This is a genomic window from Kiritimatiellia bacterium (genome assembly GCA_028715905.1).
In the GTDB taxonomy this organism is placed as follows: Bacteria; Verrucomicrobiota; Kiritimatiellia; order JAAZAB01; family JAAZAB01; genus JAQUQV01.
In genome coordinates, this window is the sequence record JAQUQV010000002.1 from 52,786 (window position 1) to 76,171 (window position 23,386).

Genomic DNA, 23,386 nt, shown 5'->3' on the forward strand with positions numbered 1-23,386 from the left:
TGACGATGAAAAGATTATTACTGGTTGCGATGGGACTTTTGGTTGCGGCGGCCTGTCCGGGGGCCATGCATTACGTGGTGACGAACGGGACGCCGGGATGGACCGGCGCTGTTGATCCCTACACCAACTGGGCCACGGCCGGAACAAATATTATTGACGTGGTCAATGCCGCCATGACCAACGACGAACCAAGACTGGTGCTAGTCTCCAACGGCACGTATTATCTGACCAACCAGGTGCTGATAACCAACGCCCTGACAATCCGCGGGGTCAAAGGCCGGGAGGCAACGATTGTGGATGGAGGATACGGGATGCCGACGAACACCTATGGGGGATGTTTTTATCTCTTATCGGGTGGCGGTGCGAAGACGTTGGATGGGTTTACGATTACTAACGGATGTGCAACTTCAGGCGGTGGTGTTTATATGGCCAACGATGTCAGTAATACTGTTAAAAATTGTCGGATAACAGGGTGCGTGGCTACCAATACGTTTGGCAGTCTGGCCAGCGGGGGTGGGGCTTATGTCTGGCGTGGAGTTATGACCAATTGTGAAGTTATTGGGAACATTAACTATAACTGCTATGGCGGAGGAATTCTTCTGCGACGCGGTATAGTTGCGAGCTGTGTCGTTGCTCAAAACACGGTATACCAGGGAAAAACAGGGAATGAAGTTACGGGCGGCGGAATACATACTTTTGAATCTACTAGTTCCATTAATAATTGTGAAATTTATAGTAATGAAGTTGTCGGCACCTATCTAATAGGCAGCGGCGTGGCCTTGAAGGACAATGCGGTTTTGCGTAATTCGCTAATCTATGGCAACATGGGCCAGCATGCAGTGTCTATCTATAATACAGGGGGAAAAGTTCAGAATTGCACAATAGTAGGTAATAAGGCTGGAGGAATTTATCTTTATGCTGCTTCTACATATACCGGTTGTATTGAAAATGTCGTCAGTTATTTCAATGTGGGATCGTCTGATAGTAATGTTTATTTTAATTCCAACGGCAAAGGTTCTTACCAAATAATCAACAGCTGCATTGCGCCCACTAACACCTTTCCGACCAGTGGAATCGAGGGATATTATTACGCCGGTAATATTGAGTCCGATCCACAGCTCGCGGATAAGGACAATAATAATTTTCGACTGGCGCAGGATTCTCCCTGCGTCAATGCCGGCACGAACCAGGAATGGATGACGAACGCGGTTGATCTGGACGGCGCCGCGCGCATCCGCTACGGCCGGGTGGACATGGGCGCCTATGAACGCATCTATCACGGCGTCGTCTACGGCGTGCGATAAAACCTGATGGCAAGCCTAAAGGGCGTGTTGCCCAAACGATGAAAAAGAGAATAACGCCGGCGAACGGGACGCGGGGAATATTTGCCGGGAAATTTTCGGATGGCGGCCTGCCGCCTTGGATCATTCCGTTTAAAACCTGGCCACGCACAGCGCGTGGTTGGCCTGCAGCTGGGCAGGCATATGACAGTTTTGCGAAGATGATGAACCTGTAGGGGCGCCACCCCGCTGGCGCGATAATTCGCCTCAGCGGGGCTCCTCCAGCGGTCTAATAAAGCGCGAAGCGCGGGGGATTTGTGATGAACACGCCGTATTATCTGATAGACGAAAGCAAACTGCTCGGGAATCTTAAAATCATCCGGCGGGTGCGCGCCTATTCGGGCGCAAAGTCCGTGCTGGCGCTTAAATGTTTTTCAACCTGGAGCGTGTTTCCCCTGATGCGCAGATACATGGACGGCACCACGAGCAGTTCGCTCTTTGAGGCCCGCCTGGGGTATGAAAAATTCGGGGGGGAAACGCACGCCTACAGCGTCGGGTTTTCCAGGGAGGACGTCAAGGCCGCCGCTGAATTCGCCGATAAAATCATCTTTAATTCGGTTTCCCAGCTTGAAGCCCATGGAGCCGAAGCGCGCGGTCCGCAGATCGGTCTGAGGATCAATCCGGGAATCAGTTATTCGCATTACGATCTGGCCGACCCGGCCCGTAAATATTCGCGTTTGGGCGTCAGGGACCGGCGCGAATTGATGCGGGTATCCCGCCTTGTCAGCGGCGCGATGTTTCATTTTAACTGCGAGAACGGCGACTTTAAAAATTTTGCGGCGGCCCTGGATTTCATCGGGCGCAATTATGCCGGTTTCCTTGAGAAACTGGAATGGGTCAGCCTGGGCGGCGGGGTAACCTTTACCGGACGGAAATACCCGCTTGAAAAATTCTGCCGCCTGTTGAAAAAATTCAGCGAGCGGTTCGGCGTGCAGGTTTATCTGGAGCCGGGCGAGGCGGTTATTGCCGGCTGCGCCGAGCTGGTAACGACGGTGCTGGATGTTGTGCGCAATAAAATTGACATCGCCGTCGTGGATGCTTCCACCGAGGCGCACATGCTGGACCACCTGGTTTATCGGACCAGCGCGCGGATTGCCGCCCCGGGGCGGGGACGCTTCCAGTGCATGATTGCCGGCCGTTCCTGCCTGGCGGGAGACGTGTTCGGCCAATACCGCCTTGCGAGAAGGCTGAAGTCCGGCGATATTGTCCGCATCGCGGACGCGGCCGGATACACAATGGTCAAAAAGAACTGGTTCAACGGCCTGCCCATGCCGGCCATTTGCGTGAGAAGGCTGGATGGAACATTTACTACGGTCAGAAGTTTTGGATACAAGGATTATGTTGCCAGTCTGTCATAAAAAGGAATTTGAAATTTCTCTCGGCTTCGGTACGCAGGAGGAAATCAACGAATCAATTCAGTTAATCGAGAAGCACTTCTGAGTTTCGGCATAAAGAAACACACAAAACAGATGTTTTGCCAGACTGTCTCCAGCGCGCTGGGCGCGCTTCCAGTAGTGGGTGATCTTTAACGTTTGGAGAAGGAAATAATGCAGACGAACATGCAGAATGGGGAGACGAGAGGAGAAATCGTTATTTACCGGGCGAAGGATGGGCGGACCAGCCTGGAAGTCAACCTGCATCAAGAGACCGTCTGGCTGACACAGTCCCAAATGATTGATCTGTTCCAGAGGGATCAATCGGTCATTTCGCGTCATATTCATAACGTGTTCAAAGGAGGAGAGTTGCATCCGCAAAGCAATATGCAAAAAATGCATATTGCCGGGTCAGATAAACCCGTGGTGATGTACAGTTTGGACATGATCATCTCAGTCGGTTACCGGGTTAACTCCCGGCGTGGCACGGAGTTCCGCATATGGGCAACGCAAGTCCTCAAAGACCATATTCTTAAAGGATATACGGTCAACGAAAAGAGACTGCGTGAACAGGCAACGCGATTCAAAGAACTACAAGAAGCCGTTGACCTGATGGGCCGGATCATGCAAGACCGGCAATTGGCAGGTAACGAAGCAGAAGGTCTGCTCAAGATCATTGCCAACTACTCGTTGGCTCTGTCGCTTCTTGATCAGTATGACCATCGGCAATTGGCGTTTCGTGACACCACCTTGACAACGTCTTTTGTTATGACATACGAGTTGGCCAAGAAAGCCATTGCAAAGTTGGCGGAACAGTCGCCGTTTGGTGGCGGGCTTTTCGGTCAGGAGAAAGACGCGTCCTTTAAAGGTTCGCTTGGCGCCATTTATCAAACTTTCGGCGGGCACGAGCTTTACCCAAGTATTGAGGAAAAAGCGGCTCATCTTTTATATTTCGTGATCAAGAACCATTCTTTTGCCGACGGCAATAAACGGATTGCCGCCTTCTTGTTCGTCTGGTTCATGGACGCTAACCGGATTCTGTACCGGAAAGACGGGACCAAACGCATCGCAGATAATGCGCTCGTCGCGCTTACACTCCTGATCGCGGAAAGCAAGCCGAAGGACAAGGATATCATCGTCAAAGTGTTGGTGAATCTGATTAATAGAGGAAATGTTTGAAAAGGAAATTATGAAAAAAAACATACTTATCATAGGCGCCGGCGGGGTGGCGCATGTTGCGGCCCACAAGGCAGCCATGCATAACGATTTGCTCGGCGATATCTGCATCGCGTCGCGCACGCAATCCAAATGCGATGCGATCATCCAGAGCGTTAAGAGGAAAAATCATGTCAAGGACAAGTCAAAAAAGCTTTATTCCCGCCGGCTTGACGCGCTTGACGTTTCCGCGACCATGCGGTTGATCAAGGCCGCCCGGGCCGGGATTGTCATCAACCTTGGCAATGCGTTTGTCAATATGTCGGTTCTGGAGGCATGCCTGGGAACCGGCGCGGTTTACCTGGATACCGCCATTCACGAGGAACCTGACAAAGTCTGCGAAAACCCGCCCTGGTACGCCAATTACGAATGGAAGCGCAAAGCCCGCTGCCGGAAAAATGGTCTGACCGCCATTCTCGGCGTCGGTTTTGATCCGGGCGTGGTCAACGCCTATTGTGCCCTGGCGGCGAAACATTATTTTGACAAAATTGACACAATTGACATCATGGATGTCAATGCCGGCCGCCACGGCAAATATTTTGCCACCAATTTTGACCCGGAGATTAATTTCCGCGAGTTTATCAAAGTCTGGACATGGATTGACCGGCGCTGGAAACAATATCCCACGCACTCCGTCAAGCGCGTTTACGATTTCCCGGTCGTCGGTCCCCAGCCGATTTACCTGAACGGGCACGACGAACTGCATTCGCTTTCCAGAAACATTGACGCCAACAGCATCCGGTTCTGGATGGGATTCGGCGACCACTACATCAATGTTTTTACCGTGCTCCGCACGCTCGGCTTGCTTTCACATCTGCCGGTAACGCTCGGCGCGGGGCAAAAAGTCGTGCCGTTGAAAGTTGTCAAGGCGCTTTTGCCGGACCCGAAGACGCTCGCGCCCAGCTACACCGGCAAAACCTGTATTGGCAATTTTGTCAGGGGATGGAAAAACGGGAAGAAACGGGAGGTTTTCATTTACCAGGTTTCGGACCATAAGAAATGCTATCGCGAGGTAGAATCCCAGGGCATCAGTTACACGGCCGGCGTGCCGCCGGTGGCCGCGGCCATGCTCGTGGCCAGGGGCGTCTGGGACCCGAAAACCATGGTGAACGTGGAAGAACTGAATCCCGATCCCTTCATTGCGATACTTGACAAGATCGGCCTGCCCACGGACGTCAGGGAAATCAAGCCCGGAAGCAGGGATTCGTTTAACGGCACAGTCGGCAAGATAGAAAATGAACTTGAGAAATCTACCGCAACGGTTACCGTCTCTGCCGCCAACCCGATGATTGCCGTGGGGCCTGTTTCCGGAACCGCGCAACAAAAGAAGAAAAAAATATACGGATTCGGCAGATAAAAACCGCGCGATATTCTAACGTGATGGAATATAAAGAGCGCCTTAATCAACTTTGGGGTTGTCAAAGTTGAGGTGAAAAGAAAAGTCAGGCAGTTGACCAACTGAGGAATAGTGGATTTACAGGATAAAAAAGTATCCTGTAATCCTGTCGATTCTTTTCTGCGGATTGCTAAATAGCCGCGCTGATGTATCCGCGCCGCCGGCGTTCATACGGGATTACCGGTTCTGGAAAATGTTCAAGCGCTTTGACAAAATCACCGGTCTCAAATCCCGGAATGCGATGCTTGATTTTGACGCGCAGGATTTCCTGGAAAATCGCCAGCATGGCCGGTTTTAAGCAGGTCAACGGTCTGTTCAAACTGGCGCTGGAGCCGTTCCGGATGCAGGGCGCTGTATAGGAAGAATATTCATGACTATGGACGCATGACGTTAAATCTAATTCCCCCTTGTCAAATAATTATTCCCTGCGGATTTGCGGGGGGATAAAATTATAAAAATATTATTTACAACAATATACAATAATGTATATTAATGATTATGAGATTTGGAGAGCTTATTAAGGCTGTCAGGGAGATGCCGCATTTTGACCTGGCAGCGATTGTGCAACTCGCGGGAGAGCCGAGGCAATCCTTGCGCATGCAGTTGTCCCGCCTGATCAGACAGCGAAAAATTATTTCCCTTCGGCGCGGCATGTATGTGTTGGGCGAGCTGTACCGGAAGGTGAATCCGAATCCGGCAGTAATGGCGAACCGGATTTACACACCATCGTACCTGAGTTTTCACTGGGCGCTGGGATATTACGGAGTGATTCCGGAGAAGGTTGTTTTGTTCACAAGCGCAACCGCGCGTGTGCCACGGTTATTTAAGAATGAGTTCGGAAGTTTTCAATACAAACATATCAAACCGGATTGTTTTACCGGTTACCAAACCGTAGACATAGATGGCCAAAAGGTTCTGATCGCCGTTCCCGAGAAAGCCCTGCTGGATCTCTGGCATATTGAAAACAGGGAGTGGACAACAGAACGTATGGCCAGCATGCGATTCCAGAACTTTGAAATCGTGTCACGGAAGAAGTTGGAAAAATATGCGGAATTGTATCAATCGTCCCGTCTTCTCCGGGCTGTCAAGAATTGGCGGGTATATGTTAAAGCGGAGATGGAAGGGGCAAAGGAATTATGAAAGACGAGGTTATCAGTCTGACCAGAAATATCGCAGATCCCGCCCAGCGCCTTAATGTGCTTCGGGAATATCTGCAGGTGCTGGTAATGCGTTCGTTTCATGAAAGCGAAGCTTTCCAATGCATCGCTTTTGTCGGCGGCACGGCGTTGAGATTTTTATACGGATTGCCGAGATTTTCTGAGGATTTGGATTTCTCGCTTGATTCCAAAGATAACTATTTCCCCGAGAAATGGTTGAGCAAAACAAAGCGGGATCTTCAGCTTGCCAGCCTCGACGCCACGGTTACTTTGAATGACCGCAAGACAGTCCACGTAGCTTGGATCAAGATTGGCGAAGTTCTCAAAGATGTTGGACTGGCCGCAATGGTCCAACAGAAACTATCAATCAAACTGGAGATTGATACGCGCCCCCCGGGCGGGGCGCAGACCCGGAATCAGGTTATTGAACGTCATCGGATGTTTGTGGTCAGATGTTATGACCTGCCGTCGCTTATGGCCGGCAAACTGCACGCGTTGATTACGCGCCAGCATTGCAAGGGCAGGGACTGGTATGACTTTCTCTGGTACCGGGCGCAACGGCCGCAGCCTGAGCCAAATCTTTTGTTGTTGCAGAATGCGCTGGATCAGACTGAGGGCAAAAGCGCATTTAAAAGCGGCCAGTGGAAAGATCTCGTGCGCGACAAGATCGGCAAATTGAATATCAACCAGGTGAGGCAAGATATTCGTCCGTTCCTGGAAGAGCAGAGAGACGTGGATTTGATTACAAAAGAAAATCTGGAATCCCTGCTGAAACCCATCGGCTGATATGGAATATTTTGGCGGGCGGCCGGCCGTCATTTTGCCGGCGGAATATGGCGCAGGGCGGCGTCGGCCAGGACCAGGGCGGTCATTGCTTCAACAATCGGCACGGCCCGCGGAACAACACAGGGATCGTGCCGGCCCTTGCCCTCCAGCAGGGCCGGGCGGCCGTTAAAATCAGCCGTGCGCTGTTTTCGGGCGATGGTTGCCGCGGGCTTGAAGGCCACCCGGAAGAAAACCGGCTCGCCGTTGCTGATGCCGCCCTGGATGCCGCCGCTGTTGTTGGTCAGCGTTCCCAGGCGTTTCCCCTTTTTGACAAAGAGGTCGTTATGTTCTGAACCGCGCATTTGTGCCGCGGCGAACCCCGACCCGATTTCAAAGCCCTTTGCGGCCGGTATGGATAACATGGCGTGCGCCAGCAGGGCCGGCAGTTTGTCAAACACCGGCTCGCCCCAGCCGGCCGGGACCGGCCGGCAGAGGCAGGTGATTATTCCGCCGATGGAATCGCCGGCGGCGCGGACTTTTTCTATTTCAGCTTCCATTTCTTCCGCGGTTTTTGCGTCAGGACAACGGACCGCGTGTTTATCCACGGCGGCGCGGGCGGGCGGCGCGGCGCTTAAATCCGGCGCCGCGATTCGGCCGACCGAACTTACCCAGGCCGTGATTCGCACGCCGTGTCTGACGGCGAGCAATTTTTCCGCCACCGTTCCGGCGGCGACGCGCGCCGCGGTTTCGCGCGCGCTGGCCCGTCCTCCGCCGCTGGCCGCCAAAATGCCGTATTTTAAAAGGTAAGTCAGGTCGGCGTGCGCCGGCCGGGGAACGTTTGAGAAACGTTTGTAATCAGAAGAGCGCGCGTCGGTATTGCCTACTAAAAGCGCGATCGGCGCGCCGGTCGTCATCCCTTTTTCTATTCCGGAAAGAATGCTTACCCGGTCCGCTTCCTGCCTTTGGCTGGTCAGCTTGCTTTGCCCCGGACGCCGCCGGTCAAGCTGGTTTTGCAGTTCCTTTTCTGAAATTGGAATCCTTGAGGGACATCCGTCAATGACCGCGCCCAGGGCCGGGCCGTGGGATTCACCGAAGGTTGTTACCCGGAAAACTTTTCCAAAAGTGTTTGACATGATTTTACCTTTCTGCGGGCAAGAATAATACAAACATTTTTTTTATTCAACTGCAAAAACCGGCTATTGACGATGACTTTTAATACGCTATTCTAAATCGGCGGTAAAAACGCAATTTTGAAAGTGGAATTATGAACCATGATGCGCCGGGCGAAGGGATAGTTGCTGCCGGAAAAGGCGGGGAAGATATAGAAACGATTGATTTTATCAGCCTTGGCAGGGGATTTTCGCGCATGTTCTGGGGGCTGGCGCTGGCCGCGGTTTTGTTTTTGAGCCAGGCGAAGTTTGAGTTTTTTGCCAACATCCGCCTGCCGGCCTGTTTTCTGGGAATTGCGTTTTATTGCTGGGGGCTGCTGACTTTACTGCGTGCCGGAAAAATAAGCTCCGGCTGGAATTTTCATGTGGGGCTGGCGCTATTGCTGGCGCTGCTGGAAATATATTTTTTTCCGTTTGTGCGCTGGTGGCGCGCCATGCCGTATGTTTCCTTTTTCACGTTTAACGTCGGCGCGCTGGCCGCGGCGGTTATTGTTTCTCTTTATTTGAGCAATATCATCGCCGCCGATTTTTTCAATCGCCTGTCTTTGAAGAAAGAGCGCCTGGAATCCCGGATTTATGCCGGCACGGTCGCGGTTTTTATGGCTCTTCCGCTTCTGGCGGCGGTCGTTTTGGCAAATTTTTCCGCCCGGCGCTACCAGACCATGTTTCTGGACGAGCTGGCCGGCTTGGCGCATGATGTGCCGATATGGCTTTATATTATCGTTACCGTGCCCTATTCATTAACCCTGGCGGTTTTGTGGAAGGCGCGCGACCGCAGTTATCAGAAATTTTATCAGGCAGGAACGACAAGCTGATCCGGTCGTTTTTTATGCGCATATTTTTTTCATTAACCTTGAACACGGCCCGCGACATCATGCGCCAGCCGGTGATTATTATTCTGCTGACGGTCTGTATCGCCACGATCGGCATGCTGCCGGTGATCGCGGTTTTTACGCTCGGCCAGGAAGAACGCATTGTCCGCGACGGCGCGCTGGCTTCCTGCTTTCTCTATGGTCTTTTCCTGGTGGTTGCCTCATCCATCGCGTCTCTTTCCAGGCAGGTCCGCGACGGGACGGCGGGGATGGTGCTGGCCAAGCCGGTCAGCCGTGAATTGTTTTTCGCGGCCACATACTGCGGCATTGCGCTTGTTTGCTTTCTGTTCACGGCCGCCGGCGGCATGGCGGCTCTGCTTGCCGTGCGCATGGCCCTGGCGGGCATTCATACGGACTGGCTGGTCGGCGGCATGTTGGCCGCGGCATTTTTACTGGCTTTCGCGGCGGCCGGCGCGGCGAATTACCGCGGGTACAATTTCTGCTCGGCGCTGTTTAAGACGCTTTTGCTTTGTCTGCTGGCGGCATTGATAATTGCCTCGTTTTTCGGATTGGACGGGCAACTTGTCGCTTTCGGGACGCTCATGCGCTGGCGGCTGGTTCCGTCCGCGTTCCTTGTCTTCGGGGCTCTGGCCGCGCTTTCCGCGATTGCGCTGGCATTTTCCGCGCGCCTTGTGCCGGCGGTTGTTTTTTTCTGTTGCTGTCTGGTTTTTATCCTGGGGATGATTTCCGAATACCTGCTGGTCAACCTCGCCGGGGGCGGTCCGCTTGCCGGGATTTGCGCGGCGGCGTTGCCGGACTGGCAATGTTTCTGGGTTGATGAAGCGTTTGAGAAGAGCGGCGCGCTGGGGCCGGGATATTTTCTGAGAGCAGGCGGCTATGCGGTTCTTTATATTTCCGGGGCGCTCACTCTCGGAATGCTGCTGTTTCGCAACGCGGATGCCTGAATCAATTCTGCCGGCCGGCGGGATGGCCGTTCGGATTGGCTTTCTTCATAACTTGAGGCATGGAAATCTCAAACTTGCCGCAAAAGAGCGCAAAATCGTGGGTAGGAGCCGAACCCCTGTTCGGCGATGTATCTGGTGTTTGGAATCGCTGCATGGGGATGCGGCTCCTACATCTATCAAATACAGTTGCCGCTTTTGGCGGGCTAATTGAAGGCATAGGAATTTCAAAGACATATGTTTGTCCGAAAATCCCGTAGGGGCGTCGCTTGACGACGCCCGCCGGAAGGGCTTCGCAAGCGAAGCCCCTACGTCGAACGGGATAATAGTTGCCCCCGATGCGCTTCGCGATCGGGGACCTAATTGATTTGCAGGCTTTTCTCAAATAACTCAAGATAAATCCCGGCCGTCCTTTCCCAGTCCCATTGCGCGCGGGCGTATTTTGCAAGCCCGAAACGCTGTTCATCCGGCAGGGGCGTTCCGGCGGCGAATTGCAAAACCGCTTTTTTCAGGGCGGCCGCATCGCGGCGGCAAATTATAAACCGTTCCCGGTCTTTTCCGTAACCCAGAAAAGTCTCCTCTGAAATCAGGCAGGGCAGACCGCAGGCCATGGCCTGCGGAATCACGGCCGGCCAACCTTCGCCGATGGAAGGCATAATGAAAAGATCATGCGCTCCGTATAATTCCCTTAATTCCGCGCTGGAAACATAAGCAATTAAACGAAGGTTGGGCAGCCCCCAGGATGCCGGTGAAATCGGCCCCTGTCCGACCAGGGTGAAGCGAATTTCCTGAGATGTTTCCGCCATTTGCCGGATCAGCGGCAGTCCTTTTTTTTCGTAAAACCGCCCCACGAACAGCACGTTAAGCGCTTTGTCATCCAGGCGCCATTTGGCGCGGAACCGCCGCCGTTCCTCGTCGGCCGCGAAGAAAAAGACATTGTGGTCAATGCCGGCCGGGGTCATAACGGTTTGTTCCGGCCTGATCCCGGCGTTATCCAGGAACCACTGCCGGACAGCTTCGCCCACAAAAGTCAGCTTCATTCCTTTCCCGGTTCCCCATTTCGCGGTTGCACAGAGAAACGATTTTTGAAAAATATCCAGCATTTTGTTTGCCAGCGGGATTACGCCGACGTGCTGGGTGGCGACCGCGGGTTTGCGCCGGCGCAGGGCCAGGAACATGACAAAACTTGCCAGGCCGGGGGCGAGGCTGTGAACATTGACCACGTCGCAGGCGTTAAGCGCGCGGTTGATAAGCGGCAGGCAGAAAGGATTGATGAGGGGCGTATTTATCTGCCACTTGCGTTCCGGGAAATTGGCGGCCGGCACGCGAACGTTGTTCTTTGAGCGGGGGAAAGCGCCGGGCGGGATATCGGTTGTCAGCCAGACGACCTCATGGCCGAGTTTCAGCCAGCATTCCTTGAGGGCGGCGGCGGCGTATTCAATCCCGCCCATGTGCGGCGGTTGGTAATTGGTGACAAGCAGGATGCGCACGGAAAGTTTGAATTCTTAAAATATGGGAAACACTTTGATCAGTCGTAATAAACCGCGCGATTAACAAGCTCGTGCTGCATGGCAACGACCTGAATGCCTTCTTCGGCGCTCATGCCCTGAAGTGAATCATTTCCCCGGATGGCTTGCAGAAAGCGGTTTTGGACTTCCAGATTGCCGTAGAGATGCCGGCCGCGGAAATACTGGATGCCGCCGGTTAAAACTCCCTGCCAGTGCCGGACGGTTGCCAGCAGGCTTGTGCGCACAATGTCCCTGGCCGCGTGAACGCCGTCATTGGGCAGATAGACGTAAATATCCCGCCAGACGTCAATATCCGCCGTGCCGTTTTCACCTACCACGGTTACGTGCCATTCCGTCAAGCTGGACTCAAAGTTGATATGGAGATAAACGGGGAAATCATCCCCGGCTTGTTCTGAAGCATTGGAACAAGCCCGGTATTCGGCGGTTACCAGGCGGGGTGTGTTGCGATGCTCCCGGCTCTTCCATACTGTCGCGTTTAAAAACGAGCATTGCCCGCCGCTCAACCACCGGAACAGGTAATAAAAATGGGGCGATTCGTCAAAAAACAATCCCAAGGGAAGTTTGTCGCACCAGGCAGGAATATTTCTGCGGTGGTTGCACAATTGTACGCCATAGGCGGCCTGGATTTTGCCGATGCGTCCTCGGGCGAGGTCATGCTGATATTTTTTTGCCGCCCCACTGAACTGAAAATTGTGGACGACAGCCATGACAAGTTTTTTTTCTTTGGCGAGGGCTGCCAGTTCCTGCCCCTGTTCCACGGTCAGGGTCATTGGCTTTTCGGTCAGAACATGCTTGCCCGCCAGGAGCGACTGCTTCGCGATTTCATAATGCGCGTGCGGAATGGTCCCGATGATGACCGCGTCGGCCGAGGCCTGCCAGTCAGCCGAAAAATCAATATTGGCCGCAAAATGCGGAACGCCAAAACGCCGGGCGGTTTCCCGGGTGCGTTGCTCATTGTCGGAAACAATCCCGGCCAGCTCAAACCCGGGATTCAATTTCAACGCCGGCAAATGCCGGTGGTTCACGACCCAGCCCCCGCCGATGCTTAATATTTTTACGGCCATCCGTATTTACCTGTTTTTTAAACGCATTGCCATTTATGCAAAGATATATTATAAAAGATTACGATACAACATTATTGTGCGCAACATCCCTGCAAGATGCCCCGGAATGAGGTATGTTGTGCATTCGTGCCTTGGGGTGGCAATGAAATTATTATTCATTGATTTATTGAAATATATCTCCGACCAGCAAGGTGTTTATTCGCTTATTTCATGTTTAAAACATGGCGGCATGGATGTGAATTTTTTTGCCGGCACCAATGTTGAAAAATTAATTGCAAGGGTTGTCAAATACCAGCCGGATGTCTTGTTGTATTCCTCTTTCACCAGCTCGTTGCCGCGTTATATTGAATTTGACAGACAGGTGAAACGGCGCTGGCGCGGTTTTTCAATCATTGGAGGTCCCGGGCCGACTTTTGACTGGCAGTGCATTCAAAATTCAACCATTGATGCGGCCTGTGTTGGCGAAGGCGAGTATGCTTTGCTGGCGTTTCTGCGTAACAATTTTCAGCCGTCTGGCAATATCTTTCTGTGTGGAGAATCCGGCCCGCGGTCTTTCGCGGAATTTGCGGATTTGGATGCTCTGCCTTTGCCGGATCGGACACAGGTTTATGCCGAGAATGGACTCTTGAAGGAGATGCCCTCCAAGCAGTTTATTTCCGGGCGCGGTTGTCCTTTTAACTGCACCTATTGTTTCAACCACCAGTACAGAGCCATGTTCAAGGGGTGCGGTCAATATGTCCGAAAAAAAAGCGTGGACTATCTGTTTGCAGAGCTTGCTCAGGTGAAGCAACGTTACGGATTGCAAAATGTGGCTTTCAGCGACGACACTTTCATTATTGACAAAAAATGGTTTGCCGAGTTCTGCGCGCGATTTCCAAAAGAGGTCGGATTGACTTATAACTGTTCGGTGCGCGCCAATTTAGTGGATGAAGATGTTGCCCGGATGCTCTCCGAGAGCGGTTGTGCCGGCGTAATGTGGAGTATAGAAACTGCCGATATAAAATTACGCAATGAAGTTCTGCGGCGTGCCATCAGCGACGAGCAGATTGAGCTGACCGCTTATTGGTTGAGCCGGTACAAAGTCCCTTTCCGCATAGGCAATATGATTGGTTTGCCGGGGGAGTCTATTGATCAGATGCTGCAAACAATCCGCGCCAATATTAACGCCAGGCCGGCCTTGGCGTATGCTACGGTTTTTGTGCCGTTCCCGGGATTGAGCCTCTCGCAATATGCGGTTGAACACGGGTACTATAACCCTGACACTCCATTGCCGAAAAATTGTTTCACGGAAAGTCCATTAAATTACGATCCAGCAGAAAAAGACATGATTCGGCGCTTAATGTGCTGTTTCCCGTTTTTTGTGCGTTTTCCGGTGCTCTTCAATTGCAAATATCTGCGCCGGGTCTGCCTGGGAATTCCTTATTGGCTGATAAAAATTATTTTTGGTGTTTATTTTCCTTATGCCCTTTCGCGTGCTTACATGCTTAAAGTCGGCCTGTGGTTCAAAATGCGAATGGCTGTTCGTTTTTTGCGCGGTTGAAGTTGCCCGGCCGCTGGTCAGAGATCTGCGGATAAACGGCGCCAGAGCTTTTTCTTAAGGTGTCTGTCTTCTCCTTTGGCAAGTTTTGGCGGGCGGGGGTGATTTGAGCGTCGCTTGTCAATAGTGGGATTTTGGAGATTGACCAGAGTGGATCGGAAAAAACTATTTGATTCAACCCCGGACGCAGGGCAATGTCTTTTAACTCCCATTCCTCCATTTGCAAGTGGCGGAAATCATGATATTGACTATCGCTCGCGACCCGTTTGGACCCGTTGAGCGCCATGCCGCGCAGCTTGAGCGTTACCCTGTTGGTTGAAGAAGTCAGGTTGTAGATTTCCAGGGACGCCCGGTTTTCAAGAACGCGCCAGTCGCGGAAATCACGCAGTTGTTGCCAGAGTTTCACGTAACCCCATTCCGGGCCGTATAAAACAAGATATTGTTTTCCGGCGTTCCGGGCATTTGCAAGAACATCTTCCCGGGTATTATAAAAAATGGTGTTAATCAACCGGTTATTATCGGGAGTAAAAAATTCCTCGCGGTGCGCCAGGCCCAGCCGCGCCAGGCGGATGGCCGCCTCATTTGTGAAAGAAACGCTTCTGGCAAAAGGCCAGTTAGTTGCAATGGCCTTGACCGGCCGTTCCAGGCGGGAAAACTCCAGGTAGGCCGCATCCGGATATTTTTCCATGAATTGGCGGGCGGCGGCGGGCCAGTTCATCCGCTCAAACACGTCCTGCGGTTCGGAAGGAACCGGGAAAGTAAAATAAACGTTGGTGGAATTATGAACCCTCAGTTCGTTCCAGGGGTCCAGCCAGCGCTCAACGAGCACAAGCGTATGCGGCGGCAGATTCTTGTCGCACCAACGCGCAATGTCCCAGTAGGGGATCGGTTTACCGGTGAGTCGGGTGGCGAGATAGGCGGGCCAGAGGTTCAAGCCGAGTGCCACCGCCATGAGTCCGCAGAGAACCGCAATGTAAACTTTTTTGCCGATTTTTCCGGATGCGCGTAATATGCCGGGAACAAGCCACAATCCGAGCGCGAGCCATATCAGATGCAGGGGCAGGAAAGCCAGCAAATATCTAGAGCTGACTTCAGCCGCCAGAAAAAAACGGGTGATGACAAACAAAACAATGCCGCCGGCTGTCAATATAACAAAAATCTTGATAATAAACGCATGCTGCCATAAATAAATCATTGTTGCCAGGGCAGATAGCAATACCGCAACCGTGAACATCGCTCGCGGCCATGTGGTGCCCCAGCTAAAGGCAAGCGCTGTTTTTTGCAGCAACGACCAAATTGATTCGCGGTGGGAACCGATTACGCGGTTGACATATTCCTTGTGGGCTGGCGATGATATACTGAACATTTCTGAAAGCGACCAGTCGGCAAACAACAATGGCGTTCCGATGATGGTCAGAATAACGAAAATCCAGAACAAACCTTTCAGCATTGCCCGGTTCCGGAAACCGCCTTTAACCTGTAACGCAACGATGGCCAAGGCGGCGATAAGGGCGAAACTCCAGGATGAAGGCTGGGCATAGGTTGTCAGGAAAAAACCCGAGGCGAGCAGAACATAAAACGAAACAGGCAGCGCCGTTTTATCCCGGCCAGACCGAATCTGCAGGAAAATCGCCCAAAGCATCAGGGCGCTGCCGCAAACCAGCGGCGGATAAAAGTAAGCCTCGCGGCTGATCCCGATATGAAAGGGGTTCAGCGCAAACAGCGCCGCCAGAAACAAGGCAAAAGCATTCTCGGCCAGGACACGGCCGCATCCATATATGGCCAGCACGGACAAAATGCCCCAGACGGCCGAAGGCAGCCGTACCATGAAAGCGGTTGGTTGAGCGCCCGTGATGTTCAAGACCAGCTTCATCAATGCCATAGGAAAGGGAAATTGTCCCGATTTATGCATCCCAAGGTCGGTTGTCCATTTTGTAAACATCTCCACAGGCCCTGCCGGCTGGCTTGCAAAATCCATGAAAATCATCGTGTCCGCCCGGAAGGCGGATTCGCCCAGGTGATACAATCTGAAAAAGGCGGCGATGCAAATCACAAGCGCCAGAAGAACCATCTCAAATCGCAACGGAATGATCAGGGATGGAAACAACGCGCGGGATGAATTCTGATGGGATGGAAAGTCAAAAAATTTAATCACGCAATTTTGGTTTTTACGGTTTTAGCGTTCAATGCGTTCGACAATTATTTTTACACATTCATTCTGCTTGTTACAAGCGGATTTATAATGTAATAATGAATTCAGTTTTAAACAGAGATGCCGCGTGCATTCAGCGCGGACAAGGAAGGCGAAAAACATGCGCATCAATCCGTTCCGCGCTTTGCGTCCGTGCCAGGACCTGGTTGACCGGGTGGCCAGCGTGCCGTACGACGTTGTCAGCCGCACTGAGGCCTGTGCCCTGGCGCGCGATAATCCCATGAGCTTTCTGCATGTTTCCCGCGCCGAAATTGATCTGCCCGAAAACATTGCTCCCTATGCCCCGGAAGTTTATGCAAAAGCCGCGGCCAATTTCGCCGCCCTTCAGGAGCGCGGGGTTTTAATCCGCGCGTCCCGGCCGTGCGTTTATGTTTACCGTCTCAGGCGGAACGGTCGTTACCAGCACGGCATCGCGGCCTGCTGTCATGTCGGCGATTACGCAAACAGCGTCATCAAAAAACACGAGAGGACGCGGATTGAAAAGGAAGAAGACCGTAAAAAGCATACCATTGCCTTGCGCGCCCACAGCGGACCGGTATTTTTGACTTACCGCGATAGGCCGGAAATTGACAGCCTGATCCGCGCAACGGAAGAACAGCCGCCGCTCTATGATTTCACCGCGCCGGACGGGGTGGAACATGCCGTCTGGCCGGCAAAAGAAACCGCTGCTTTTATTGAGGCTTTTAAGCAGGTGCCGGCGGCCTATATTGCCGACGGCCATCACCGCGCCGCGGCCGCCGCGGCCGTCGCCCGCGAGCTTGGGCAAGCCAATGCTGATGAAAACGCCGAGTTTAACTGGTTCCTGGCGGTGCTGTTCCCGGCCGGACAGCTTGAAATTCTTGCTTATAACCGCTGTGTGCGCGATCTGGCCGGCATGGACAGCGGCCGTTTTCTTGAGGAAGTCCGAAAATATTTCATTATTGAACAAAACGTCCCGCGGGCCCCGGCCGAAGCCGGCCGGATAAACATGTATCTGGACAAAAGCTGGTTCGGCCTGCATTTGAAAAAAATGCCGCCGTCTGATGATCCCGCGGCGGCGCTTGACGTCAGTCTTCTGCAAAACCAGCTTTTTGATAAAATCCTGGGGATTAAAGACCCGCGGACGGACAGCCGGCTGGAATTCATCGGCGGCATTCACGGGCCGCAGGAGCTTGAGAACAGGGTGAATTCCGGCAACGCGGCGGCGGCTTTTTCAATGTATCCGACCGGCATCAATCAACTGCTGGCGATTTCCGACGCGGGCCGGACCATGCCGCCTAAAAGCACCTGGTTTGAGCCCAAACTGCGCGACGCCCTTCTCATTCACACATTTTAGACGGAAGTATCCTGCCAGTCGGCGCGGTTGTCGGTTTCGGGCAGGGGCTTTTCGCCCGGGATGATTTCGTTCACATTGACCTTGATGGAAGTAATTTCGGCGATGCCGAGCCCGTCGCGCATGCTTTCGCGCACGCGCTGCTGCAGAACCTGGGAAAGCTGTTGGATTTTCGTCCCGCTCTTGACGTCGATATCCAGTTGCACTTCTATGCGGCCGTCGCGCGAGGCGGCGATGTCCGCCCGCAGATTGAGGATGTCGGCGAATTCGTCGGCAAGGCGCTTCAGGAATTCATTGACCGCCTTGACGCGGATATTCACGCTGCCGCCTTCGGTTGTAAAAGACAGAAACTGCTCCTTTGCATCGCCGCCCATGGCGGTCAGCCAGTAGAGAATGACGATCAGGATCAGGACGGTGCCAGCGACAAATTTGCCGATGGCGTCACTGAACAGAAAGTAACCGATGCCGCTCGGCACCCCGAAAACTTCGGCTAAAAAGAGAAGCCCCAGTCCGAGGAGCGAAATTGAGATTATAAATTTCATCAGGCCGTGCAGGAATTTCACTTTTTTTACCTCCATGTTTTTAGCCGCCGCCGGCCAGGCCGGTTCCAGCCGGTCTGGCCGCGCTTTCCAGCTCTGGGCGGCGGGCCGGCGATTCGCCGGCGGCGGATTTGGTTTCTAACGGCAGCCTGACGCCCTGAACCACTACGTCAATGGCGCCGACTTGTTTGCCGGTCATCTCTTCAACGGCCTGGCGGACCTCGTTCTGGACGGCCCAGGCCACGGCGGGGATTTTAGCCCCGTATTCAATGATCAGATTGATTTCAACGTTTACTTTCTGTCCCTGCATTTTGACGCTCACGCCGCGCTCGCCGGTGTTTCGGCCGATCATGCTGGCGATATTGGCGATGCCGTCCGCAAACGAACTGCTCGTTTCAACCACGCCCGGCACTTTTAACGCGGCCGTTCTGGCGATGACCGCGATCACGCCGTGGTGCACCATGATGGCGCCCAGATCGCTGCCTTCGTCTGTCCGGTTTTCAGTGTAATAAGGGTCGGCGAAATTTTTCTTTTCCGGATGCTCCATGCGGGCGCTGTTTTTTGTCTGCATTTTCTGTCTCCTATGGCGGATTACCGGGGATTCTTCAGCAGTTCAAGGCCTTCCTTGACAAAATTGTCCAGGAAGGCGGTGTTATACTTGCCGCGCCTGAATGAAGCGTCGTTCATAAGGGCTTGCCCGAGCGGCACGGTGGTTTTCGGGCCTTCTATCATGAATTCGCCGAGCGCGCCGTACATGCGGTTGATCGCCTCCGCGCGGGTCGCGCCCTGCACGATGATTTTGCCGATCAGGCTGTCATAATACGGCAGGATTTCATAGCTTGGATAAACGTGCGAGTCCACCCTGATCCCGGGACCGCCCGGAAAATGAATCCATTCCACCTTGCCGGGCGAGGGCGCGAAATTATGAAAAGGGTCTTCGGCGTTCACCCGCCATTCAATCACATGTCCGACAGGATTGATATCCTTCTGGCTGAAGGAGAGCTTTTCGCCGGCGGCGATCCTGATCTGTTCTTTGACCAGGTCCAGATCGGTTGCCATTTCAGTCACGGGGTGTTCAACCTGGATGCGCGTGTTCATCTCCATGAAATAAAAGCGGCCGGAGCGGTCAAGGAGGAACTCAATAGTGCCGGCGTTGCGGTAATTTATGGCCTCGGCCGCGCGGACGGCGAGTTTGCCCATTTTCCGGCGCTGGTCGGAAGTAAGCGCCGGACAGGGGGTTTCCTCCAGCAGTTTCTGGTGGCGCCGCTGGATGCTGCAATCCCTTTCGCCGAGCTGGACAACGTTGCCGTGATGATCGGCAATGATTTGGATTTCAACGTGCCGGGCGTCGTCAAGGTATTTTTCAACATAAACCGCCCCGTTGCCGAAAGCGCGCTCCGCCTCGGAGCTGGCCATGATAAAAGCCTGGGCCAGGCTGACGTCGTTATGGGCGATGCGCATGCCTTTTCCCCCGCCGCCGGCCGCGGCTTTAATCAAGACCGGATAGCCGGCTTTCCGGGCCGCTTCCAGGGCTTCTTCCTGCGTTTTCAAAACCGTGTCGCTGCCCGGGATCGGCAGAATGCCGTACTTGCGCATTGTTTCCCGCGCCACGGATTTATCGCCCATGCGCTGGATATTTTCGGACGAGGGCCCGATAAAGGCGATGTTGCAGCTTGTGCAAATCTGGGCAAAGTGCGCGTTTTCCGCGAGGAAGCCGTATCCCGGATGAATGGCGTCAACATCCGTCACTTCGGCCGCGCTGATGATATTGGAAATTTTCAGGTAGCTCTCATTGGCCGGGGCCGGACCAATGCAGATTGCCTCGTCGGCCAGTTGGACATGCAGCGATTTCTCGTCCGCTTCCGAATAAACGGCAACGGTCTTGATGCCCATCTCGCGGCAGGCCCGGATGATTCGCAGCGCTATCTCGCCGCGGTTGGCAATTAAAATTCGGTTGAACATATGTTAAATCAGGCACAAAGTAACAAAGGCACAGAGGCACAAAGTTTGTTCAGCAAACATCTTCTTAAATGTTCTTATCACTTTGTGCCTTTGTCCCTTCTGCCTGTGTGCCTTTCTTTAGATTTTTTCAATCCTGAACAAGGGCTGGCCATACTGGACCGGGTGGGCGTTTTCCACAAGAATCGCGCGCACAATGCCGCGGATTTCCGCCTTGATTTCGTTCATAACCTTCATGGCCTCCACGATGCACAAAACCGTGTCCGCATTCACCTCCTGGCCTTCGGCCACATAGGGATCGGCGTCCGGCGAGGGCGCCCGGTAAAAGGTGCCGACAAACGGGGCCTTAATTTCCACGCAATTATTTTGCGCGGCGTCCGGAGCGGGCGGGGCGGTTTCCGCCGGCTTGGTCGCCGGCGGCGGAGCAGCCGCCTGCACCGTATGGATGACCTGGCCGGACGGGCCTTTCTTGATCAGCAGCCGCACGCCGTTTTTTTCAAGTTCAAACTCGTTCAAGCCGTTTTCATTCATCAAATCAATGATCTGCCTTATCTCTTCCAGTTCCATATTTACCTCTTTTGTCTTTTCTTTTTGCGCTTTCCGGAAAGATAATCAATCAGGGCGATGAGCGCCAGTTCATAACTTAAAACCCCGAACCCCATGATCTGTCCCAGACAGACCGCCGCCGTCAGGCTGAAGCGCCGGAACTCCTCGCGGCCGGCGGTGTTGGAAAGATGCACCTCAACGCAGGGAACCTGCACGGATTGAAGGGCGTCCCGCAAGGCGATGCTTGTATGCGTGTAGGCGCCCGGATTGAAAATAATGCCGTCATAGACTCCTTCGCTGGCGCCGATTTTGGCAACGAGCGCCCCTTCAATATCACTCTGGAAAGAGCATATTTTTGCCCCGCTTGCCCCGGCCCGCGCCTGGAGAACGCGTTCTATGTCGGCCAGAGTCGCCGTTCCATAAATGCCCGGCTCGCGTTTGCCGAGCCGTCCCAGATTCGGGCCGTTCAATAAAAGAATTTTTAACATGCCCCCCATTATCCCTATTTACCGCTCCAGGCCAAGCATTTTTTTTGCCCTGGAAGACGAAAAAAATCCGGCGCGGTTTTTGTCCGCAGACAATTTTCGGCAAACCCATGCCCGTCCGCAGGGTCTTTGCGTCGGCCGCCGCCGGGCAATGTGCGGAAATTAACGCCGTTATGGCATGACGGTTCGCATGTTTTTCTTTTTCCCGGCGTTAAAGGCGCTGCTCTTCGCCCTCCAATGCCGCCGGATGCGCGGCCGGGGGACTGTTTATCTTTTTATACGCGCTGAAATATTCAAAACGCAGGCAGCATTTCAGCCGCCCGCACATGCCGTTGATTGATGTCTGGCGCATGGGCAGGCCCTGGTTCTTTGCCAGGCTCATGTGCACGTTTTCAAACTTCTGCAGCCAGCTCTTGCAGCACATGACCCGCCCGCAGGAAGCCATGCCGCCGCGCAGGGCGGCCGCGTCGCGCGCGCCGATCTGATTCATCTCCACCCGGGCATGGAGTTCGTCGGCCAGCGCCTGTACCAGTTGGCGGTAGTCAATTCTTTCCTCGGCGGTGAACATAACCATCAGGCGGGAACGGTCAAACGTGTAGTGGACCCGGATCAGCCGCAGGGGGAGATTGCCGGCGGCGACTTTTTCCTGGCAGATTCGCCATGCGTTTTTGGATAAGAGGATGTTTTCATGCGCCACGGCCTGGTCCTGCAGGGTTGCCCGTCTCATCACCATGGGGGCGGCGCCGCTTGTCTCCGCGGCGCCGTTGCGGGTCTCCATGATCACGCGTCCGAATTCCAGGTGATTTTCCTTTTGAACGATGCATTCGTCGCCCTTGTTAATGGCGAGGACCGGGGAGACGTTGCATTGCCACAAATGAATGTCTCCGCAGTCAACGTGAAGCAGACGAAACATTTTCCCTTTCCCCGCAGGGGCGGCATGCGGCATTGGTGTTGGCAGCCAGTTGCAGAAACGCCCTTTCTATAACCATGTTTTCGGGCAGATATTGGTCAAGGCATGCCTGCGCTTTCTCAACCGCGGCTATGTTATTCATTGCCTGCGGATATGTCAATCCGGATGCCGCCGCCCGGAGCCGGTCGGCATCGGAACGGTAAAACAGCAGGCTGTCATCATGCAGGCCGCTGGCGCAAATGAGCAAATCCCTCTGCCACATAATCAACAGGTGCAATACGTGGCGGCGGCGCTCGCGATAAACGGCGGCTGTTCTTCCCAGGCCTATTTCTTCCAGGTCTTCGTTCTGTTCGCCGCTTACCTGGGCCAGGCGCAGCCATTCGGCCGTCTCGTGCTCGGCCTGTTCCCGTATTTCTTTAAGCAGGGCGAGCATTTCTTTCGCCTGGAGCAGTCCGGCCGCAGTCCCGCCGCTTGCCGCGCCGGCCGCGATCTTGGCCACGACCGGCCGCAATTCGTCATTAGAATCAATGGCGCAATCGCTCATTGCGACCCGCTGGCAGCGGGAAGCGATGGTGGGCAGAAGGGCTTCCGGCTGATTGGAAAGCAAAAGAAAAATACTGCGCGGGGGCGGCTCTTCCAGCGTTTTCAGCAGTTTGTTCGCCGCCTCGTTGTTCATCCGTTCGGCGTCGCTGAACACAACGGCCTTCCAGCCGCCTTCAAAGGTTGTTTGAAAAGTCTGCCTGATCACTTCCTCAATCTGTTCCACCAGGATGCCGCGTGATTTTTTGATCGGCTCAATCCGGATAATATCAGGATGAATGCGTTTTGAAACCCGCCGGCAATTGTTGCAGTTTCCGCAGGGGCGTTCTGTTTTCCCGGCGCAAAAAAGCATCTGCAGGATGCTTTCCGCCAGTTGTCCGGCATTGCCGCGCGGGTCGCCGACGATCAGGTAGGCATGCCCCATCCGGCCGCCGGCAAAACTATCCTGAAATTGTTTCAGTTTATTAACGACTTCACCGCTCATCCTGAATTCTTCCGCTCGTTTTGCTTTTTATATTCCCTGAAGCTATCAACCAACTGCCTGAATGAGACAGGCTTGAATTT

Annotated in this window: 22 protein-coding genes; 10 read left to right on the plus strand and 12 right to left on the minus strand. The window is 53.7% G+C overall.

All coding sequences use genetic code 11. From position 1 onward, the window contains the following. Positions 1-5: 5 nt before the first annotated feature. The 4 genes from PHP98_00925 to PHP98_00940 all read left to right on the plus strand — a co-directional run bounded on the left by PHP98_00925 (position 6) and on the right by PHP98_00940 (position 5,285). Positions 6-1,304, plus strand: coding sequence for a right-handed parallel beta-helix repeat-containing protein (locus PHP98_00925; protein MDD5482202.1), 1,299 nt, complete (start codon positions 6-8; stop codon positions 1,302-1,304). 296 nt (positions 1,305-1,600) lie between these two features. Beyond that, positions 1,601-2,698, plus strand: a complete 1,098-nt coding sequence (locus tag PHP98_00930; protein MDD5482203.1) for a carboxynorspermidine decarboxylase — start codon at positions 1,601-1,603, stop codon at positions 2,696-2,698. Positions 2,699-2,887: 189 nt separating this feature from the next. After that, positions 2,888-3,892, plus strand: a complete 1,005-nt coding sequence (gene rhuM / locus PHP98_00935) for a RhuM family protein (protein MDD5482204.1) — start codon at positions 2,888-2,890, stop codon at positions 3,890-3,892. Positions 3,893-3,902: 10 nt separating this feature from the next. Further along, positions 3,903-5,285 (plus strand): saccharopine dehydrogenase family protein, encoded by a 1,383-nt coding sequence (locus PHP98_00940; protein ID MDD5482205.1) that lies wholly within the window; start codon positions 3,903-3,905, stop codon positions 5,283-5,285. A 169-nt stretch (positions 5,286-5,454) separates the two neighbouring features. Here PHP98_00940 and PHP98_00945 read toward each other — a convergent pair whose 3' ends face one another. Further along, positions 5,455-5,631, minus strand: coding sequence for a hypothetical protein (locus PHP98_00945; GenBank protein ID MDD5482206.1), 177 nt, complete (start codon positions 5,629-5,631; stop codon positions 5,455-5,457). A gap of 296 nt (positions 5,632-5,927) precedes the next feature. On the opposite strand from PHP98_00945, the gene PHP98_00950 reads away from it, so the two are divergent. Beyond that, positions 5,928-6,464: a hypothetical protein gene (locus tag PHP98_00950; GenBank protein ID MDD5482207.1), complete on the plus strand. Its 537-nt coding sequence runs from the start codon at positions 5,928-5,930 to the stop codon at positions 6,462-6,464. An 86-nt stretch (positions 6,465-6,550) separates the two neighbouring features. Beyond that, entirely contained in the window at positions 6,551-7,267 is a 717-nt protein-coding gene (locus PHP98_00955) for a nucleotidyl transferase AbiEii/AbiGii toxin family protein (GenBank protein MDD5482208.1), read from the plus strand. Positions 7,268-7,296: 29 nt separating this feature from the next. Here the strand turns inward: PHP98_00955 and aroC are convergent, their stop codons facing one another. Next, positions 7,297-8,379, minus strand: a complete 1,083-nt coding sequence (gene aroC / locus PHP98_00960) for a chorismate synthase (GenBank protein MDD5482209.1) — start codon at positions 8,377-8,379, stop codon at positions 7,297-7,299. Between the two features lie 131 nt (positions 8,380-8,510). Between aroC and PHP98_00965 the strand changes: the two genes are divergently transcribed. Both PHP98_00965 and PHP98_00970 read left to right on the plus strand, forming a co-directional pair. Beyond that, positions 8,511-9,230: a hypothetical protein gene (locus PHP98_00965; GenBank protein ID MDD5482210.1), complete on the plus strand. Its 720-nt coding sequence runs from the start codon at positions 8,511-8,513 to the stop codon at positions 9,228-9,230. 38 nt (positions 9,231-9,268) lie between these two features. After that, positions 9,269-10,192: a hypothetical protein gene (locus PHP98_00970; protein MDD5482211.1), complete on the plus strand. Its 924-nt coding sequence runs from the start codon at positions 9,269-9,271 to the stop codon at positions 10,190-10,192. Between the two features lie 356 nt (positions 10,193-10,548). On the opposite strand, the gene PHP98_00975 is transcribed toward PHP98_00970, so the two are convergent. Both PHP98_00975 and PHP98_00980 read right to left on the minus strand, forming a co-directional pair. Further along, entirely contained in the window at positions 10,549-11,679 is a 1,131-nt protein-coding gene (locus tag PHP98_00975) for a glycosyltransferase family 4 protein (GenBank protein MDD5482212.1), read from the minus strand. 38 nt (positions 11,680-11,717) lie between these two features. After that, complete coding sequence (locus PHP98_00980) at positions 11,718-12,782, minus strand: Gfo/Idh/MocA family oxidoreductase (GenBank protein MDD5482213.1); 1,065 nt, start codon at positions 12,780-12,782, stop codon at positions 11,718-11,720. A 634-nt stretch (positions 12,783-13,416) separates the two neighbouring features. On the opposite strand from PHP98_00980, the gene PHP98_00985 reads away from it, so the two are divergent. Then, a complete protein-coding gene (locus tag PHP98_00985) occupies positions 13,417-14,322 on the plus strand; it encodes a radical SAM protein (protein ID MDD5482214.1) in 906 nt (301 codons plus the stop codon). Here the strand turns inward: PHP98_00985 and PHP98_00990 are convergent. Next, positions 14,285-16,201: a hypothetical protein gene (locus PHP98_00990; GenBank protein ID MDD5482215.1), complete on the minus strand. Its 1,917-nt coding sequence runs from the start codon at positions 16,199-16,201 to the stop codon at positions 14,285-14,287. The two genes, PHP98_00985 and PHP98_00990, sit on opposite strands and share 38 nt — an antisense overlap. 430 nt (positions 16,202-16,631) lie before the next feature. Between PHP98_00990 and PHP98_00995 the strand changes: the two genes are divergently transcribed. After that, positions 16,632-17,846: a DUF1015 family protein gene (locus tag PHP98_00995; GenBank protein ID MDD5482216.1), complete on the plus strand. Its 1,215-nt coding sequence runs from the start codon at positions 16,632-16,634 to the stop codon at positions 17,844-17,846. Here the strand turns inward: PHP98_00995 and amaP are convergent. The 7 genes from amaP to PHP98_01030 form a co-directional block, all read right to left on the minus strand. Next, entirely contained in the window at positions 17,843-18,421 is a 579-nt protein-coding gene (gene amaP / locus PHP98_01000; GenBank protein MDD5482217.1) for an alkaline shock response membrane anchor protein AmaP, read from the minus strand. The genes PHP98_00995 and amaP overlap by 4 nt on opposite strands. Positions 18,422-18,425: 4 nt before the next feature. Continuing rightward, positions 18,426-18,953, minus strand: coding sequence for an Asp23/Gls24 family envelope stress response protein (locus tag PHP98_01005; GenBank protein MDD5482218.1), 528 nt, complete (start codon positions 18,951-18,953; stop codon positions 18,426-18,428). Between the two features lie 20 nt (positions 18,954-18,973). Next, on the minus strand, positions 18,974-20,344 hold the full coding sequence (accC, locus tag PHP98_01010) for an acetyl-CoA carboxylase biotin carboxylase subunit (protein ID MDD5482219.1): 1,371 nt from the start codon (positions 20,342-20,344) through the stop codon (positions 18,974-18,976). 117 nt (positions 20,345-20,461) lie between these two features. Continuing rightward, on the minus strand, positions 20,462-20,908 hold the full coding sequence (accB, locus tag PHP98_01015; GenBank protein ID MDD5482220.1) for an acetyl-CoA carboxylase biotin carboxyl carrier protein: 447 nt from the start codon (positions 20,906-20,908) through the stop codon (positions 20,462-20,464). A 2-nt stretch (positions 20,909-20,910) separates the two neighbouring features. Further along, positions 20,911-21,384: a type II 3-dehydroquinate dehydratase gene (gene aroQ / locus PHP98_01020; GenBank protein ID MDD5482221.1), complete on the minus strand. Its 474-nt coding sequence runs from the start codon at positions 21,382-21,384 to the stop codon at positions 20,911-20,913. A gap of 199 nt (positions 21,385-21,583) precedes the next feature. Next, positions 21,584-22,285, minus strand: coding sequence for a regulatory iron-sulfur-containing complex subunit RicT (ricT, locus tag PHP98_01025; protein MDD5482222.1), 702 nt, complete (start codon positions 22,283-22,285; stop codon positions 21,584-21,586). Next, entirely contained in the window at positions 22,263-23,306 is a 1,044-nt protein-coding gene (locus PHP98_01030) for a DNA polymerase III subunit (protein ID MDD5482223.1), read from the minus strand. Before PHP98_01030 ends, ricT begins: the two co-directional genes overlap by 23 nt. Positions 23,307-23,386 lie beyond the last annotated feature (80 nt).